The organism is Arthrobacter sp. P1_C12_2 (genome assembly GCF_056406415.1).
This window is the reverse complement of the sequence record NZ_JBFUAF010000001.1, coordinates 392,806-409,295: the sequence shown is the minus strand read 5'-3', so window position 1 is coordinate 409,295 and position 16,490 is coordinate 392,806. Positions and strand designations below refer to the sequence as shown.

Sequence of the window (16,490 nt, the reverse complement as noted above, 5' to 3'; positions counted from 1 at the left end):
TCTCGATTCAGGTCGGCTGGTGGCGCGCCGCTGAAGGAATCTCGCCTGCGGTGGCGGCGGGCTTCATCCGGGTCAGGGTGATCAGACGCCAAGCGGCAATCAGCGAGGCCGCCGCTTGGGCAACGGCCCAGAGGACTGAGACGCCGGTGAGGCCATATTGCTGGGCCACGGCCGCGGCGGGTGCCACGACCAGAATGGCGGCCAGGGCGGCGACTACCGTGGATTCCAAAAGCCGCCCTTGGGCCCGGCACAGCCCGTAGTAGACCTGGGTCACGCAACTCAGGAGGAGTGCCGGAACGAGTACAGGAATGAGGACCCACGCGGACGCGTACTGCGGCCCGAGGAAGCCCAGCAGCAGGGGCCCGGCCAGCATCAGTATCAGCCCGGCCACGAGAGTCAACAGGAAGCTGGCGCGTAACGCGGAGGCGAGGAGGCCCGGCCGCGCGCGTGTTCCCGCGAGGGCCGTTTGCAGGGTAAAGCCGGCGGACTGCGGCACGAAGAACACCGCCATGGCCATCATCCACACCACGTACCAGGCGGCAGTCGGCGCCGGGCCCAGAGTGGCTGCAACGATGAGCGGGAGCAGGTAGCCCGGCGCGCGGTCGGCGAGCGTGAGGGCGTGGTTGGGAAGCCCCGGCTTCAGGAGTTGTAGGGCCGGGCGCGGCCGGAAGCCATGCTTCCAGTCGGGGGAGACGTGGGCCCGGGCCAGCTGGCGCAGCCCTACGAGGACGCTGGCCAGCGCGCCGGCGGCAACGGCGCCCACAATCACCGGCAGGTCACGGAGTCCGACGGCGAACGCGGCGGCCAGGAAGAGGAGCTGCACGAAGGACTGCGCGAGGCTTCTGACCAGCGTACGGTCGGCCCGTTCCTGGGCTACGCCCACGTGGTCGAGCTGGTAGGCGCTGGCGGCGAGCAGTGCCGTGGCCAGGAAGAGAACCGTGACCAGGGGGTCTGCCCAGGCGACGCCCACGCCGGTGCCGAGCCAAGAGGTGACGGCAACCAGCAGGCCCGCGCCCAGCAGGGAGAACGTAGCGACGGTAAGCAGACCGGTGGCGATGAGGCGCCGGCCGCCGTCAGTTTCCGCGGGCAGGAGCGTCAGCGTGGCGGGCCCGACCCCGAACATCCCCAGCTGCACGGTCAGGAGCGCGGCGGCGACCACCGCGGAGCCGAGACCTATTTGCTCCGGCGGGAGCACGAGGGCCGCGAGCGCCCAGAACAGGAAGCCCGTCACCATGGGGGCGATCCTCGCGGCGGCCAGCCAGGCCGCGTTCCCGCCGACCGAGATGGGCTTGTGGGCCGGGCGCAGGAGCTCGCCGGCCATGGCGCGGTAGTTGTAGAGCAGGAAGCCCATCCAATACGGCAGGAAGCGGGGTGCGCGGACCAGGGACAGGCCCACGCCCCGCACGGTGGCCAGCAGGGGCAGCATCACCAGCCAGCCGGCGCGACGGTGCTTGCGGACGGTGCGGGCCATCCCGGCCCCGTCCTGGAGCCACTGGTCGCGGGCGTAGTCGAACGTGTCGTCGAACCGGTGCCTGACCACCACGGAGTCGGAGACGCCGAGCCGGTACCCCGCCTGCTCCAGCCGGATCCGAAGCTCCACATCTTCCCCGGAGCGGAAGTCGTCGTCGAACCCGACGTCGAGCAGCACGTCACGGCGCATCAGTGTGGCGCTGACGCCAAACCACCTGCGCACCCGGCTGTGGTTGTGGTGCCAGGCCAGCGCAGCCCCCCAATACCCGGGACCGTCGGCTTCGCTGGCCAGCCCGAATTGCAGGCCGTCGTAGCCGCCGGCCTCGAATTCAGTTAGCAGCCGGGGCAGACTCTTCGACGGAAGGACGACGTCGGCGTCGATCAGGGCGACTACTTCACCGGTGGCGCTCCGGGCGCCGAGCATCCGTGCGGCCGGCAGGCCGCGTCCCTCATCGGAGATGACGGTTGCCCCGCAGTCGCGGGCGATTGCGGCAGTGTCATCGGTCGAGCAGCCATCGACCACGATCATTTCGTGCGGGTGTTGGCTGCGGATCGACTCCAGGCACTCGCCCAGCCAGGCTGCGGCATTGCGCGCCGGAACGACAACCGACACCTTCAGATCGCTCACGTGGCCTCGCCTCACTCATCCAGTTTTGAACGAACCAGATTCGCGATGAAGTCAGAGGCCTGGTCCGCTGACCAGGCGGCGGGCAGCCGGAGCAGCCAGCAGGGAACGTCCTCCAGGGCCCGGCGCACCACGGCCGCCTTCTGGCCAAAATGCTCCTCCAGGGGTACGAGACTGGTGGCGCCGAGGGCCTCGACGAGGCGCCGCGAGACCATGGGCAGTTCCGAATGGAAGTTGCCGACGATCCGGGACGTCATCCACTCCGCGCTTCGTGCTTCCAGCCGCGCGTCCGCCCCGTCGAAGCGCTCGAGGAAGATGGCCAGCTGTGCGGGTGCGGCGGACGAGATCCGCTGCGCCCCGAAAACATGCTCCGGCTGCACCATGCGGTGCTCGGGGGACCAGCGCCGGGTGAACGCGGCTGTTTTCGGATAGCGAACAATGACCGGATGGACCGCCGTGGCCAGATGGGCGACAGGCGTCGTCAGCCATCCGGGCGCCAGGGGCTTCCGCGTTCCCCGGAACATGTCCGGGTAGATGTCGCGGTGGTGGGGCTTGATGAACATCGGTTTGGCATAGCCCATGAGCATTCCGCCGGCGCCCATGAAGGCCCAGTCGTCTGCCATGAACCGCACGTCGGGCATGGCCACCAGCTTCGCCACCGTACTGGTCTTTCCCACGCCTCCCCAGGCGGGCAGGAGAACCCCGGAGCCCCGGAAGTCCACGACGGCGGCATGGATCATCGCCGTCTCCTCCTGGACACACAGCCGGTCCAGCAGCGGAATCACAGAGGTCAGGAGCTCGCCGGCGCCTTCGATCCGGTACCCGTCCTTCGTCTCGACAATCTGGACTCGGTCCGCCGGAATATAGAGGGACTCCCCGGTGAACCGGTAAGCATCCTCCGCATGCGACTGGCTCGAAATCGGCGATATCTTGGCGCCGATGGTGATCCGCCGCGGCGCGGCGGAGTCGCCCAGGAACGGGGCGAGCATGTCCCTCAGTTGCGGTTCCCCTGGCGTTCCTGCCTCCACGTCGATGCCCACGATCCCGTGGACGTCGAAGGAGGCTCCGGCAGAGGCGCCAATCGGCTGTTTCACGTCGCGCTCAGGTTGGCTCATGATCCAAGCTTTCTGGGGTCGGGTTCCTGCGGTCGGGTGGTTCCGGGTGCAGGGCCTGCACCGGGTGGTGGTGTGCGGGGACGGGCGTTGGACGGTTCACTGGACTTCCCTCCACGGCTCTTCCGTCGACACCGCGGCCGCTTTGGCCGGCGACGGCGCCGTAGGCAGGCGGCGGCCGCGCACATAGCCGGTCGCGGTGGCCGCGAGTACGGCGATGATGGTCGCCGCACGGCCGAGCCCGGCACGGTCCCCGCCGCTGAGCCAGCCGCGGATTCCGGCAAACACCGCACGGGGCAGGACCTGCCGAACATAGCGCCGTTCGGGGCCAAGTGCCCGTTTGTGGCCGACCACCCTGCTGACCTGCGCCTTGGAAATCCCTTCGCCCCAGGAACGGGCAAGCATGTAGCGCAGGGTGCCGCGCTCGACCGGAACGTGGTGGTGCACCAGGGCCGCGGGCTCATAGACCACCCGGGATCCGGGAGCTCCGATCACCGCGCGGATGCACAGTTCGGTTTCTTCGCAGCCCAGCGGCACGGCGTCCTGGCGGCCCAAGGCTGTGTTGAAACCGCCGACCCGTTCCAGGACATTGGCGCGGAAGGACATGTTCGCGCCGATGACATTGCGGACCTCGGTAGCGACTTTGGGCATTCCCCGGTACGTGCAGCCGACAATCCAGTCGAGCTCGTTGGCGAAGTGGCCCGGTCGCCCGGCTTCCCAGAGCGGCTCCACCCTGCCGCCCACCGCCAGAACGTCGGGATCGTCGTACATCGCCGCGAGCCGCTCGAGCCAGTCCGGCGCGGCTTCGGCGTCGTCATCGAGGAAGGCCACGATCTCTGCCTTGGCAACGCCCGCTCCGGTGTTGCGGGCGCCGGAGAGACCCTTGGGTCCGGTGTTCTCGACGATTACGGCGTCCGGGACGGTAAAGATCAGGCGCTTGTACAAGTCCACGTTGTAGTCGACGACGACGATCGTCTGCTTGGGCGGTGCGGTCTGGGTGCGGACCGAGTCCAGGGCGCCCATCAGCCGGTCCCACCGGTCCTCCGAGTAGGAGCAGATGACCACGGATACTGCCGGAAGGCTGGAGTCATCGGACATCCTATTCGCCTGCCCGTACGCCCAGAACGCTGCTGGGATCGGTGGGAACGTGTGGGAACACTTCGTTGGGGTACTTGTACTTGACCCGACGCAGGGCTTCGGGGCGGGCGCCGGCGGTCGGGGCCTCCCAGCTCACGCGCTCGCGGGCCAGGGTGCGCAGGACCCGCCAGCCGTCCCGGAACGTGTGCAGGTTGGACTGCCCGGAGATGCGGGACAGTTCATGGCTGGGAACCTCGGCAATGCGCAGACCGGCCCTTGAGGCCCGCACAATCAGTTCAGTTTCGATCTCGAACCCGTCCGACTCCAGCTCCAGAATGTCAACGCATTCGCGGCGCAGGGCGATGTAGCCGTAGCAAAGGTCCGAGTAGTCGCTGTGCAGGACAGTGTTGGCGAGCCGGGTGAGCATCTTGTTTCCCCCGCTGCGCAGCCATGTGAGATCGTCTGAGCCGCCGCCGGTCACATAGCGGGAGCCTTTGACGAAGTCGTATTCGTGCTGGAGTGGAGTCACCAGCCAGCCGATCTCCTGGGGGTCCATGCTGCCGTCGCCGTCGAGCATGACGATGATGTCGCCGGAGGCCGCGGCGAATCCGGCCCGCACGGCGTTTCCTTTGCCGGGGCGGGGTTCTGCCACCACCACGACGTCCAGGCGCAAGGCCCGGGCCACATCTACTGTGCCGTCCAGGGAACGGCCATCAACGATTACCACCTCATCCACATAGGAGGGCATACGCCGCAGTACCCACGGCAGGTTCATTGCCTCGTTCAAAGTGGGGATCACCACACTGACCGAGGGATTTGCCGGCGGGGGCGTCGTTTGGGGGCGCACGTTCGGCTTGAGATTCGGGATGGACACTGGCCTCACCACTCAATGACGTATTCTGCTCGTCGCAACTGCAGCGCTTTCCGACTCCTCCAACCGGAAATTAGACCCAAAGCTGACGCTGTTCGGTTGTCGACAACTTAGTGAAATACCCCAGGGTTAAAGTTTGGTCACGCCACCTTGCATTAACCTTGGATTAACTTGAACATTCAACTAAAAATGGTGCAAAACTGTTGATGGACGATTGCCGCCATGCGACACTGGCCGGATGCGGACACCCGTTATAAGGGGGCGCGTGCCGGCAGGACGCCGGCGTCTCCCCACCTTCAGGATCATGGCGGTTCCCGCCATGATCCTGGGCCCGGTCCTGGCGCTGGCGGCGTGCGGCGCGGATGCCGCTCCCCAGGGCGAGCGGCCGCTGTTCACGTCCATTTCGGCGTCGCCGCCGGCTCCGCCGCCCGCCGGAACAGGGCCCCAGCCCGGATTGCAGTCGGTGGCGCCTACTGAGCCGCCGGGGGGCGGCGACGCCTCTGCCACCCCTGCGCCGGAGAGCGCGCCGGCGTCCCAGCCTGCCCGGACATCGGCACCGCCTCCGGACCGGACCACTGACACTGCCATGTCGGGGGATCTGCCCGGATGGAGGAACGTCTTTGTGGAAGACTTCTCCGGCGGCGACGTCCCCTTGGGCTCCTTCCCCGGTCCGCTTTACCGGGACCGGTGGAGTGCCGGGTATAAGGACGGAACACCGGATACGGACGGACAGGTCAGCGGCGGAAAGTCGGGCTACTACCCCTCGAAAGTCCTGAGCGTCAAAAACGGCGTTCTGGACTGGTTCATGCATTCGGAAAACGGTGTCTTCATGGGTGCCGCGCCCACCCCCAAATTCCCGAATGCCAGTAAGAATCCCCCGAGGGCCAACAGCATGCTGTACGGCCGCTACTCAGTCCGGTACAGGGGGGACGCCATGCCTGGCTTCAAGACGGCGTGGCTCCTGTGGCCGGATAGTGGCATCTGGCCGCGGGACGGGGAGATCGATTTCCCCGAAGGTGACCTCGGAGCAATCCTGACGGCAGCTGCCCATTTCATGTCCTTGGATCCAAAACGGTTTGAACAGTTCTTTTCCAATAAAGTTTCCACGGACTGGCATGTGGCCACGACGGAGTGGACACCCGGACGCGTTGAGTTCTTCATTGACGGACGATCCATCGGCGCGAGCACAACGGACGTGCCCTCGACGCCCATGCATTTCATCCTGCAGACCGAATCCTGCCTGCCTCTGTGTCCGGCTCCTGAAACCCAGGGCCACGTCTACTTGGACTGGGTCAGCATCTGGGTGCCGGCCTGAGCCCCCTTGGGGCGCCGCCGGCGGCCCACCTGCCGCCAAATGCCGGCGGTCTGCCGGCGCCCGAACCGTCGGCCGAATATCGGCGGCAGATTACCGGCGGAGGGTAAAAGAATCCGAGAAGCTGTAGCCGTCGGCGGGAATGAACCGGGCGGCAAGTTCATCCGCCGTCGCCGTGACATCCAGGGTCCCAAAGGCCGGGTCCTGGTTCTTTCCGGATGTGCTGGCGAAATAACGCATCTCGGGGTCCTCGGATCTCACGTTGTAGAGTCCGACGCCGCCAACGCCGACGGTGGCGAACACGGTCCCTGAGCCCTGGGCCATGGCGCCATCGGTATCGGCCAGGCATCCGGAGGTGAAGGTCGCGGGAACGAGTTGCGCGCAGCCTCCGCCCGTGGCCAGTTGATGCGTCCGCTGATAGACGTGGTCGTGGCCGGACAGGACCAGGTCCACCTGCTTTTCGATCAGCATGTTCGTGAAGTCCTGCCCCGCCTGGCAGTCGTAGTTGCCGACGCTCAGGCACGGGGTATGCATGCCCACCACCGTCCAGGGGATGTTCTGCGATTTGGCCTCGTCGATGGCGTCCGCGGTCCAGCGCCAGCGTTCGCTGCCCCTTGAGTAGTCCAGTTGCTCCCCGCCACGGAAGTCGATGCCGGGGGAGACCAGAATGAAGCGGACCACCGGATTCTGCTCGGGGACATCGACGCGCCATTGGACGCCGTATTCGCCCTGGAGGYCGGGCATCTTGTTGGGCAGGCACTGGACATATTTCTCGATGTCGCCGTCGCGGCCGTCACTCTCGTGGTTCCCGGTCACCAGCTGGTACGGGAAGTTCTCGCCGAGACGGGCGGTGACCATGTCGCAGAACTCCTGTTCGAATCCGGCCTTGTACGCGAAGTCGCCGAGGGCGAGGTTCAGGTGGGGCTTGAGGCCGGAAACTACGTCGAGCACTTTCTTGGCGCCCGCGCCGACGCCGATGTCCCCCTGGGCGGTGAAGTGCACGGGCTCGCCGGCCGACGGCGCGGCAGACGACGACGGCGGGGCCGACGGCGGCGGTGAGGACGACGGCGGAGCGGACGACGGTGTGCTGGGGCTCGGGCGCGGTGCGGGTTCCGGCGGGTCGGGCTGGCAGGCAGAAAGAAACAGACCCAGGATCAGCAGGCAAGCGCCGATACCCGCCTTGCCACGTTTCCCCAGGGACCCGGCCACTATTCCTCACATCATTTGGTCTATCAGGACTTGGTTTGATCAGGACTGCGCGAATGGTTCTGCGAAATTAGGTGATTGCCCGGCATTTATAGGCCAGAGTAACCCGGCCGTGAAGCGAAGGCCAGAGAACGCATCGGCCCCGGATAACTGGATCCGCCGTCGGAAATCCGGACACCGCAAGCCGGCGTGGCCGCTGGCGAGTCGCGTGCCGCGTGTTCCGCGTCGGGACCGGCGGGACCGGCGGGACCTAGCCCGGGACGGGCTTCCTCGTTAGCATGCAGAGTGGGGAAATACCCCGACCGCCCGGCGGGACAGGCCCGCCACCGCTCGAAGGAGACCGTTGTGACTCTGCCCGAAGGTTTGACCCCCGGAGTGTGGACGCTGGACATGTCCCACAGCGAAATCGGCTTCAGCGTCCGCCATGCAGGCATCAGCAAGGTCCGCGGCCGGTTCAACGAGGCCTCCGCCGAGGCAAGGGTGCGCGAGTCGCTGGCTGACGCAAGCCTTCACGCCACGGTCAAGACCGCCAGCTTCGATTCGGGGGACGCCAACCGCGATGGCCACGTCCGCGGCCCGGACTTCTTCGACGTCGAGCAGTACCCCGACATGACATTCCGGGCCACCGGGATCCGGGGCGACGGGGACGACTATGTGCTGACCGGCGAGCTCACGATCCGTGGCGTCACCAAGCCCGTGGAACTTGAAGTCGAGTACACCGGCGTGGCGGTGGACCCCTTCGGTGCCACCCGGGCCGGATTCAGCGCCGAGGCGGACATCAGCCGGAAGGAATTCGGCCTGACCTGGAACGCCGCCCTCGAAGCGGGCGGCCTGCTGGTCAGCGACAAGGTCAAGATCAACGTCGAGGCTGCCATGGTCAAGCAGGCCGATACCTAAGCACCGATTCCTAAGCGCCGAAGAGCCTGGCCCAACCCGGGGCCGGGCACCCCCGGGCCGGTCTCGGGGGGAACCTCTCCGGGCCGGGCGCCAATGCCAGTGAAATTTCCGGGTTAAGCCCTGATCCGAATGTCACTCCTACGGGCGAGAATGAATGCATGAAGACACTCCTGAACATCATCTGGCTGGTCTTTGGCGGCCTGTGGCTGGCCCTTGGATACTTCCTGGCCGGCGTCGTCTGCTGCGTGCTGATCGTCACCATCCCGTGGGGGCTGGCCTCGTTCCGCATCGCGTCCTACGCACTGTGGCCGTTCGGCCGCATGGTGGTGGACAAACCCGGCGGAAACGGCATATTCGCCCTGCTGGGAAACGTCGTCTGGCTGCTTGTGGCAGGCATCTGGATCGCGATCGCGCACGTCGTCACGGCCTTCGCCATGGCCATCACGATTATCGGCATCCCGCTGGCGATCGCCAACCTCAAGCTCATCCCCATCTCGCTGATGCCGCTCGGCAAACAGATCATCCCGAGCAACACCCCGTATGTGACCGCCTACAGCCCCAGCCGGCGCTAGGTCGGCGGCAGCGCAGCCGGCGGGGGCCGAGGGGCGCTTCCCTGTCAGTTCAAGCAATCCAAGGGAGAGGACCATGAGCGAACCGGCGTCCGGGGACACGGACCTCATGCTGGTCATTGTCCGCGAGTTCAGGGCCCCGATCCTGGGTGTGTGGTCCGCGTTGACGGACCCGGACCAGGCCCCGCAGTGGTGGGGGCCGCGCGGCTTCCATGTCCCGCGTGAGAGTGTCGACGCGGACCTCGAAGTCGGCGGCCTGTACCGGGCCTGCATGATCCAGGACAGCACCGGGCAGCAATTCTGGTGGAGCGGGGTGCATACCGACGTTGAGCCGCCGCACCTGTTCATGTTCACCCATGCCTGGGACCGGCCGGACGGCACCCGCGGCTTCGAGACCGAGGTGACCATCCGGCTGGAGGAGATCGACGGCGGCACCCAGATGACGTTCACCCAGGGGCCGTTTGACTCCGCGGCCAGCCGCGACCGCCACGGCGAAGGATGGCGCGAGTCGTTCGACCGGCTGGCGAATCACCTCAGCGTTGCCGCCTGAGCGTCACCGGCGGCCGGTGGGCGGCCGGTGGCCGGCCGGTACACCGCTCATGCGAGTTCGCCCTGCAGGTTCCGGCGGGCCGCCTCCAGCCAGAGTGTCCGGCCGCGGTCGGTGTGGAAGAGCGGATCAAGCTGCAGCAGTTGGCGGACGACGGCGGCGCGGCCGGCGGCGAAGTCGGCGTCGCCGATATGCGCGAAGTCCTCCCTGACGGCGGCGCGGTAGCGGGCGTAGGCCGCCGGTTCTCCGCCGAGGACGGAGAGATCGGCGTCGCTGAGCAGGGCACCGCCGTTGTCGCCGGGCTCCGGACAGTGGTCCGCCGTCAGCAGCACCAAGCGCACCACTTCATCCACCTCGGCGGCCGGGAGACCGGCATGCCGGAGCCGGTCTTCGGCCAGCCGCGCCGATTCTTCCTCGTCCTGTCCCGCCACGCCGCGGTAGACGGCGTCGTGGAACCAGGCGGCCAGCAGCACGACCCGGGGCGGACCGGGCGGATCACACAGCAGGTCCAGGGCCTCCAGCACCGCCAGCAGATGGGTGCGGCCGTGGTACTTCCGGTGCTCCTCGCCCCAGCGGTCCAGCAGGTCCAGGAAGAGGGCGTCGTGGCCCGGCAGCGCCTCATTCCAACGGTTCAGGAGCGGAACCCGGAGGGACTTTCCGCGCCGGCGGGCCGGGATCCGCAAACCGCTGGCGATCAGCTTGCGGACGAGGACCCGGCCCTCCACAGGGATGGCGCCGGCAGCCACCAGGGCCTCGTACCGGGCCTCGGCGACGTCGTAGTGGTCGCCGTCGAACGCCCGCTCTGGGATGCCGGCGGCTGCGGCGAACGCGTGCAGCTCAGCGAGCGAGGTGTCCGAGACGAGGTGGGAGAAGCGGGTTCCGTGGGCTGGCCATAGCGGCGGATCGAGATAAATCAAGTTCTCCACCTCCTGGGCCTCTGCGCTTCTCATCGTAGGCCCTGGGAAACGCAAAAAGACCCCCAAAGGAGATTATCCCTTGGGGGTCTTTCGCTGGTCGCCTTACGCGGTGAGGCCGAAGGCGGGCCGGCGCAGGTCGTAGACGTAAGGACCGTCATATCGTCATGGTTTCGTCATGCGGGGGGCGAAACCAGCGCCTTCGGCGTCTCTTCCGGCGGCCTCGAACCCCTTCTGCCACAGGGCGCGCTCGCGTTCGGCGTGCATCCGCCGGGTGGGAGTCCACCTCGGCAGGTAACTGGGTTCGGGCGGGGACTGGATCGGCCAGGGCTGGGCGGGCTTAAGCGCGGGCAGGGCCTTGACGGCCTTTGACTTGACGGCCTTCGGCGGGCGAACCGGCTTCGGGTCCCGGCTCATGAAGAACACAAACATCCAGATGATGAGTCCGGCCAGGACGAAGGGCCAGAGGTAGACCAGCAGCCAGATGATGAACACGACCAGCAGGAAAACGGGGATCCACATGGCAACTAGCCCTCCGACTTGCCCCTTGAAGGATTAATGCTTCATTTTCCCACGTCAGTCGGCCTACGGGTAGGGCCGGCGTCAGCTCTGCCAGAGGATTTCGAGCCGGGAAGGGTCCAGCGTTGCTCCCCGCGGGATGCGCGAGCCGACGCGGACGTGGTCGATGCCTTCCTTCAAGAGTGAGCGGCGTGCCTCGACGTCGTCCGTGGCGTTCCAGGCTTCGCGGAGCGTGCGCCCGGTCGGCAGTATCTCTCGGGTGATGGAGGACGGGATGCTCCGGAGGGCCGTGCGCCGCGTCGGACGCGTCCGGCGGGGTTCACACCGCGACGGCGGGGCGGATGTTCTGGTTGCCGCGGAACACGTTCCCGGGATCAAACTCGCGTTTCACCTCTGCCAGCCGGTTGTAGTTTTCGTCGCCATAGGCCGCGCGGATCCGGGCTTGTCCTTCGTCGCCGATGAAGTTCAGCCAGACGCCCCCGGTCGCGTAGGGGGATATTTCCTGGCGGAAGCGTTTGACCCACGCCTTCGCTTCCTGGCCGCCCTCTGGAGTGTCGCCCAGGCCGAACGGGTGGCTCACCCAGCTGGCGCTCCGGTTCAGCAGCGGGGTGGCCGCGGCGGCAGGCCCGCTCACCGCCCCGCCCCAATGGGCTATCAGCTGCTGGGAACTTGGTCCTGGGAGGTTCCGGGCCGATTCGATGATGACGTCCAAGGCGCCGTCGGAGAGTTCGTCGTGATAGTCAGCGCTCCAGTAGTTGTACTTGCCCGGCGGGTCGTCGAGGGAGCACTGGAAGTCTGCGTAGTCGGTATCCTCCACCAGGTCCACAGCCGGGCCAAGCTCCCGGTAGGCCTTGGCGTGTTCTTTGCCTTCCTCGGCATCCCCGGCGAAGACGTACACGACATACACCGCCATCTTGCCCACCATGTTCGGGGGCACGAAGGGTTCCGCCGGTGCAATCCCGTAGATGAGGGTGGCGGACTCTTCGTTGGGAGCCGCAACGGCAAGGTCCCGGTACCCGCGGCTGAGTTCCGGCGCCGCATCCCCCGGCCACATCAGCACTCCGGCGTGTACTTTTGGCCCGAGCTGGTGCAGGCCGAAGGTGAACGATGTGACGACGCCGAAGTTCCCGCCGCCGCCGTGCAGGGCCCAGAACAGTTCGGGATTCTCCTGGGCGCTGGCCGTCACCTGCTCGCCGGTGGCCGTGACCAGATCCACGGAGACGAGGTCGTCGCACGCGAAGCCGAAGGCGCGCTCGAGCCAGCCGGACCCGCCCCCAAGCGTGAAACCGGCGAGACCCGTCGTGGAGACCCGCCCGCCTGTGAGGGCGAGGCCGTGTTCCTGGGTGGCGCGGTCAAACTCGCCGCAGGTCAGGCCTGCGCCCACCGTGGCAGTGCGGGCCTCCGGGTCCACCCGGGCGGATTTCATTGGACGAACGTCGATCACAAGGCCGCCGTCGTTCATGGACATGCCGGCCACGGAATGGCCGCCGGCCCGGACCGCGACATCGAGGCCGTGTGTCCGCGCATACGCCAACGCCTCGGCCACCCCTGCCGAGTCGGCACACGGGGCAATGACGGCCGGATGGCGGTCGATCATGGCGTTGAAGAGTCGTCGTGTTTCGTCGTATTCCGGATGACCCGGCCTGACCCACCTCATGGCAGTGCTCCCTCGGTGACCGCGGCTCCGCCCCACTTTTCGAGCTTACGACTGCGCGCCAGTTGTGGCTACGGCCTGCTGCTTGGGCTGCCGGGGTTAGTCGCGGGCCCGTCAGTCGCGGACGGCGCGGACCGGGTGCTGGCTGACGATGGAGACCCGGTTGAATGCGTTCATGGTGATCGCCAGCCAGCTGACGGCGGAAAATTCGTCGGCCGTCAGGTGCCGCCGGGCCTGTGCGCCTTCGCGGTCGCGCGCATGGGCGTCAGAGATGGTGGTGATGGCCTCGGCCAGCGTCAGGGCTGCGCGTTCTTTTTCGGAGAAAAGAGTGGTGTCGCGCCATGCGGAGAGCACGGCCAGTCGCTGGGCCGATTCGCCGTTCTTGACGGCATCGCCCACGTGCATGTCCAGGCAGTAGGCGCAGCCGTTGATCTGCGAAATGCGGACATTGAGCAACTCGATCAGCGTCCCGTCCAGCCCGGCCTCGGTGGCGGCTTCCTTGGCTTTCAGGCCCAGCCCGTTGAGTGCGCGCCAGACAGCAGGGTGCGCCTTGTCGAGGAATACACCCCGCTGCTCGGAATTCTGCGGTGCCGCCGTCTCATTCATGGATTCCACAATACCGACGAGCTTCGGCACGGCCCGGAGCGCCGTGTGACAATTTTGTCAAACATGTGACAAGCTTTGGGGGTGGGAGTGTTTGGTTCGGTGGCCGGTTCCTTGGGGGACCCAGCCACCGAACCGCTCCTTCTGTGGCCGCATCTTCCGTGGCCGCATCTAGCAGCGTGGTACATGTCCAGTCTTCGGGCCCGGGAATGGGCACAACGGGACCATGTCCACCGGTGCGGGCCAGCGGAGGGCATGTCCCGTGGCCTCACGTGCACGGACTAGCCACAGTGGAAGCAGTAGAAGCAGTAGTAGGAGCAGCAAGAGTAGCCGCCCGGGCCAGTTCGGCCCCCGCGGCCTGCATGGCTGCCGGGGTTCCGGCCACGATGATGCCGGCAAAGCTGTCCGCGTCGTCGCCGAGGTCCGGATCCACCGATCCCACCACGGCGTACACCGGTTTGGCGCCGGCGCGGGCCAGGATCGCGGCAATGATCTTCCCCTGGCCGGTCTGGGAATCCAGCCGGCCCTCGCCAACCACCACCGCGCTGCTCGCGGCCAACTGCGCGTCGAAGCCCAGCAAATCCAGCACATAATCGGCGCCCGACACCAGGCTGGCGCCGTGACGGGCCCACATGCCGCCGGAGAAGCCGCCGGCCGCGCCCGTCCGGTCCACCAGGCGGGGATCGCGGCCGAAGTCCCGGGCGAACTCCGCCGCGAGCAGCTCGAGTCTGCGCGTCAGCAGCTCAACCGCGGCCGGATCCGCGCCCTTCTGCGGCCCGAACACGCGTGCGGCGTCCGAGAATCGTGTCGTGACATCGCTCAGGATCACAAGCTCGGCGCCGCGGAGCCCGCCGCGTTCCTCGATCGCGGCGATGGCGCCGGCCCCGCCGTCGGTGGTCGCCGAGCCACCTGCCGCCACGACGATGCGGCGGGCGCCGTGCCGGGCGGCCTCCGCAATCAGGACCCCGGTGCCGTACGTGCTTGCTGTCAACGGGTCCCGGTCGCCGTCGGAGGGCAGGTTCAGGCCGCTAGCGAAGGCCAGCTCGACGACGCCGGTCCCGTCGGCGGCCAGCCCGATCTCCGCCTCGACGGGGTCACCCCACGGCCCCGCGGTGCTGATCCTGACCGGCCGGGCATCCAGCCCGCGGACCAGGACCCCGAAGGTGCCCTCGCCGCCGTCGGCCACGGGCAGCTCGCGGGCCGCCGCGCCGGCCATTCGGATCCCGGCCGCGATGTGCCCGGCCACCTCGGCCGCGGTGAAGGTGCCCTTGAAGCTGTCCGGGGCCACCAGGATGCTCATCGGCTCAGAACCCTACGTTGTCCCGGCCCTTGAGCTGCAGCATCTGCCGCGCCTCGTCGGGGGTGGCAATCTCAAAATTGAGGGCTTCCAGGATGGTGCGGATCCGGGTGACCTGCTCGGCGTTGGACGCGGCGAGCTGGCCGGGACCGATCCACAGGGAATCTTCCAGGCCCACCCGGACGTGGGAGCCCATGGCGGCGCCGATCGTGGCGAGCGGCATCTGGTTCTTGCCAGCGCCCAGAATGGACCACTCATAGTCCTCGCCGAGCAGCCGGTCCGCGGTGCGGCGCATGTGCATGAGGTCCTCGGGGTGCGCGCCGATGCCACCGAGCAGGCCGAAGACCGACTGGACGAACAGCGGGCCCCTGGCGAGTCCGCGGCCGTGGAAGTGCGCGAGGTTGTTCAGGTGTGAGATGTCGTAGCACTCGAATTCGAAGCGTGTGCCGTTCCGGTTGCCGATGCCCAGGATGGTCTCGATGTCCTGGAACGTGTTTTTGAAGACGAGGTCGCGGCTCTTTTCGAGCCCTTCGCGCTCCCAGTCGTGGCCGAACTCGGTGAAGCGTTCCAGCATCGGGTACAGCCCGAAGTTCATCGAGCCCATGTTCAGCGAGGCGAGCTCGGGTTTGAACAGCGCCGCCGGCTGCATCCGCTCCTCGACGCTCATGTGCGGGGAGCCGCCCGTGGTGATGTTGATGACGGCGTCGGTGTTGCGCTTGAGCTTGTCCAGGATCGGGGCGAAGTGCTCCGGGTCCTGCGAGGGGCGGCCGTCTTTCGGGTCGCGGGCGTGCATGTGCACAATCGCGGCGCCCGCCTCGGCGGCGCCGATGGCGGCGTCGGCAATCTCGTCGGGGGAGACCGGCAGGTGCGGGGACATGGACGGGGTGTGGATGGCGCCGGTAACGGCGCTGGTGATGATGACCTTGCGGGCGGCAGCCATGGGAATGTCTCCTTGGTGGGCGGGGCAGAATGGGTCGGGGGGCGGGTGCGCGGGCGGCGGACCGGATCCCCAAAAGGCGGGGCCGGATCCCGGCGTCAGTTCAGGTCAATAGAGTTTTTCGGTGTTGCCGTCCACGGCGAGAGCCTGGCCGTTGACGTTGCGGGCCATGTCGCTGGCCACGAAGACGGCCATGTTGGCGATGTCCTCGGCCTCGATCAGCCGGCCCAGCGAGGACTGGTTGTGGTACAGCGCGGATACCTCGTCCGCCGGCAGGTCCAGCATCCGGGCTTTGGCGCCGATGACGGCGTCGATGCGGGGGCCGTTGACGGCGCCGGGGCAGATGGCGTTGACGCGGATGCCGTCCGGGCCAAGTTCGATCGCGAGGGTCTTGGTCAGCCCGACGACGGCCCACTTCGACGCCGAGTAGGCGCTGCGGCCGGCCATGCCCAGCCGCCCGGCGGCCGAGGACAGGTTCACGATGGAGGCGCCGCTGCCCTCGCGCAGCAGGGGCAGGGCATGCTTGATGCAGAAAAACTGGCCATGGATGTTGACGTCGAAGGTCGCCTTCCACGCCGCGGCGTCGAGGGATTCCAGGGGGCCCGTGGGCCCGGCGATGCCGGCATTGTTGACGAGGACGTCCAGCCCGCCCATTTCTTCCCGGACAGTGTTCATGAGCCCGCGGACCTGGTCCTCGTCCGAGACATCGCTGACCGCGGCCAGCAGCCCGTTGACGCGGGCCTTGTCGACGGCGTCGGGGTCAATGTCGGTGACGAAGACGGCGGCTCCGAGTTCCCGGAACTTGTTTGCGATGGCCACGCCGATGCCGTTGGCTCCGGCGGTGACCAGGACGCGCTTGGTGGTGAAATCCATGAGTATT

Annotated in this window: 16 protein-coding genes; 4 read left to right on the top strand and 12 right to left on the bottom strand. The window is 67.4% G+C overall.

The window, feature by feature from the left end:
• Positions 1-7: 7 nt before the first annotated feature.
• From AC1DZQ_RS01930 to AC1DZQ_RS01915, 4 genes are all read right to left on the bottom strand, one after another.
• A complete protein-coding gene (locus tag AC1DZQ_RS01930) occupies positions 8-2,098 on the bottom strand; it encodes a glycosyltransferase (RefSeq protein ID WP_476961886.1) in 2,091 nt (696 codons plus the stop codon).
• A gap of 11 nt (positions 2,099-2,109) precedes the next feature.
• Positions 2,110-3,210, bottom strand: coding sequence for a hypothetical protein (locus AC1DZQ_RS01925; RefSeq protein ID WP_476961885.1), 1,101 nt, complete (start codon positions 3,208-3,210; stop codon positions 2,110-2,112).
• Between the two features lie 96 nt (positions 3,211-3,306).
• Positions 3,307-4,305: a glycosyltransferase family 2 protein gene (locus AC1DZQ_RS01920; RefSeq protein WP_476961884.1), complete on the bottom strand. Its 999-nt coding sequence runs from the start codon at positions 4,303-4,305 to the stop codon at positions 3,307-3,309.
• A 1-nt stretch (position 4,306) separates the two neighbouring features.
• Positions 4,307-5,158, bottom strand: coding sequence for a glycosyltransferase family 2 protein (locus AC1DZQ_RS01915; RefSeq protein ID WP_476961883.1), 852 nt, complete (start codon positions 5,156-5,158; stop codon positions 4,307-4,309).
• A 301-nt stretch (positions 5,159-5,459) separates the two neighbouring features.
• Here AC1DZQ_RS01915 and AC1DZQ_RS01910 point away from each other — a divergent pair, with 301 nt between their 5' ends.
• A complete protein-coding gene (locus tag AC1DZQ_RS01910; RefSeq protein ID WP_476961882.1) occupies positions 5,460-6,470 on the top strand; it encodes a glycoside hydrolase family 16 protein in 1,011 nt (336 codons plus the stop codon).
• A 90-nt stretch (positions 6,471-6,560) separates the two neighbouring features.
• Here AC1DZQ_RS01910 and AC1DZQ_RS01905 read toward each other — a convergent pair whose 3' ends face one another.
• On the bottom strand, positions 6,561-7,676 hold the full coding sequence (locus AC1DZQ_RS01905; RefSeq protein ID WP_476961881.1) for a metallophosphoesterase: 1,116 nt from the start codon (positions 7,674-7,676) through the stop codon (positions 6,561-6,563).
• 342 nt (positions 7,677-8,018) lie between these two features.
• Between AC1DZQ_RS01905 and AC1DZQ_RS01900 the strand changes: the two genes are divergently transcribed.
• From AC1DZQ_RS01900 to AC1DZQ_RS01890, 3 genes are all read left to right on the top strand, one after another.
• Positions 8,019-8,570 carry a YceI family protein gene (locus AC1DZQ_RS01900; protein WP_476961880.1) on the top strand — a complete coding sequence of 184 codons (552 nt, stop codon included), beginning with the start codon at positions 8,019-8,021 and terminating at the stop codon, positions 8,568-8,570.
• Positions 8,571-8,728: 158 nt separating this feature from the next.
• Positions 8,729-9,142, top strand: coding sequence for a YccF domain-containing protein (locus tag AC1DZQ_RS01895; RefSeq protein WP_476961879.1), 414 nt, complete (start codon positions 8,729-8,731; stop codon positions 9,140-9,142).
• Positions 9,143-9,215: 73 nt separating this feature from the next.
• Positions 9,216-9,689, top strand: a complete 474-nt coding sequence (locus tag AC1DZQ_RS01890; protein WP_476961878.1) for an SRPBCC family protein — start codon at positions 9,216-9,218, stop codon at positions 9,687-9,689.
• Positions 9,690-9,736: 47 nt separating this feature from the next.
• On the opposite strand, the gene AC1DZQ_RS01885 is transcribed toward AC1DZQ_RS01890, so the two are convergent.
• From AC1DZQ_RS01885 to AC1DZQ_RS01855, 7 genes are all read right to left on the bottom strand, one after another.
• Positions 9,737-10,636, bottom strand: coding sequence for a DUF4031 domain-containing protein (locus tag AC1DZQ_RS01885; protein ID WP_476961877.1), 900 nt, complete (start codon positions 10,634-10,636; stop codon positions 9,737-9,739).
• A 129-nt stretch (positions 10,637-10,765) separates the two neighbouring features.
• A complete protein-coding gene (locus AC1DZQ_RS01880) occupies positions 10,766-11,122 on the bottom strand; it encodes a hypothetical protein (protein WP_476961876.1) in 357 nt (118 codons plus the stop codon).
• Between the two features lie 316 nt (positions 11,123-11,438).
• Positions 11,439-12,776 (bottom strand): FAD-binding oxidoreductase, encoded by a 1,338-nt coding sequence (locus tag AC1DZQ_RS01875; RefSeq protein ID WP_476961875.1) that lies wholly within the window; start codon positions 12,774-12,776, stop codon positions 11,439-11,441.
• 111 nt (positions 12,777-12,887) lie between these two features.
• Entirely contained in the window at positions 12,888-13,379 is a 492-nt protein-coding gene (locus AC1DZQ_RS01870; RefSeq protein WP_476961874.1) for a carboxymuconolactone decarboxylase family protein, read from the bottom strand.
• A gap of 265 nt (positions 13,380-13,644) precedes the next feature.
• Positions 13,645-14,676, bottom strand: a complete 1,032-nt coding sequence (locus AC1DZQ_RS01865) for a glycerate kinase (RefSeq protein WP_476961873.1) — start codon at positions 14,674-14,676, stop codon at positions 13,645-13,647.
• A 4-nt stretch (positions 14,677-14,680) separates the two neighbouring features.
• Positions 14,681-15,613: a 3,5-dioxohexanoate:acetyl-CoA acetone transferase gene (gene kce / locus AC1DZQ_RS01860; protein ID WP_476961872.1), complete on the bottom strand. Its 933-nt coding sequence runs from the start codon at positions 15,611-15,613 to the stop codon at positions 14,681-14,683.
• Positions 15,614-15,718: 105 nt separating this feature from the next.
• Positions 15,719-16,483 (bottom strand): SDR family oxidoreductase, encoded by a 765-nt coding sequence (locus AC1DZQ_RS01855; protein ID WP_476961871.1) that lies wholly within the window; start codon positions 16,481-16,483, stop codon positions 15,719-15,721.
• Between the last annotated feature and the right edge of the window lie 7 nt (positions 16,484-16,490).

Coding starts and splice junctions, on each gene's coding strand:
- AC1DZQ_RS01880 (WP_476961876.1), bottom strand. CDS start 11,122: ATGTGGATCCCCGTTTTCCTGCTGGTCGTGTTCATCATCTGGCTGCTG.
- AC1DZQ_RS01910 (WP_476961882.1), top strand. CDS start 5,460: ATGGCGGTTCCCGCCATGATCCTGGGCCCGGTCCTGGCGCTGGCGGCG.
- AC1DZQ_RS01875 (WP_476961875.1), bottom strand. CDS start 12,776: ATGAGGTGGGTCAGGCCGGGTCATCCGGAATACGACGAAACACGACGA.
- AC1DZQ_RS01925 (WP_476961885.1), bottom strand. CDS start 3,210: ATGAGCCAACCTGAGCGCGACGTGAAACAGCCGATTGGCGCCTCTGCC.
- AC1DZQ_RS01855 (WP_476961871.1), bottom strand. CDS start 16,483: ATGGATTTCACCACCAAGCGCGTCCTGGTCACCGCCGGAGCCAACGGC.
- kce (WP_476961872.1), bottom strand. CDS start 15,613: ATGGCTGCCGCCCGCAAGGTCATCATCACCAGCGCCGTTACCGGCGCC.
- AC1DZQ_RS01865 (WP_476961873.1), bottom strand. CDS start 14,676: ATGAGCATCCTGGTGGCCCCGGACAGCTTCAAGGGCACCTTCACCGCG.
- AC1DZQ_RS01895 (WP_476961879.1), top strand. CDS start 8,729: ATGAAGACACTCCTGAACATCATCTGGCTGGTCTTTGGCGGCCTGTGG.
- AC1DZQ_RS01885 (WP_476961877.1), bottom strand. CDS start 10,636: ATGAGAAGCGCAGAGGCCCAGGAGGTGGAGAACTTGATTTATCTCGAT.
- AC1DZQ_RS01890 (WP_476961878.1), top strand. CDS start 9,216: ATGAGCGAACCGGCGTCCGGGGACACGGACCTCATGCTGGTCATTGTC.
- AC1DZQ_RS01870 (WP_476961874.1), bottom strand. CDS start 13,379: ATGAATGAGACGGCGGCACCGCAGAATTCCGAGCAGCGGGGTGTATTC.
- AC1DZQ_RS01920 (WP_476961884.1), bottom strand. CDS start 4,305: ATGTCCGATGACTCCAGCCTTCCGGCAGTATCCGTGGTCATCTGCTCC.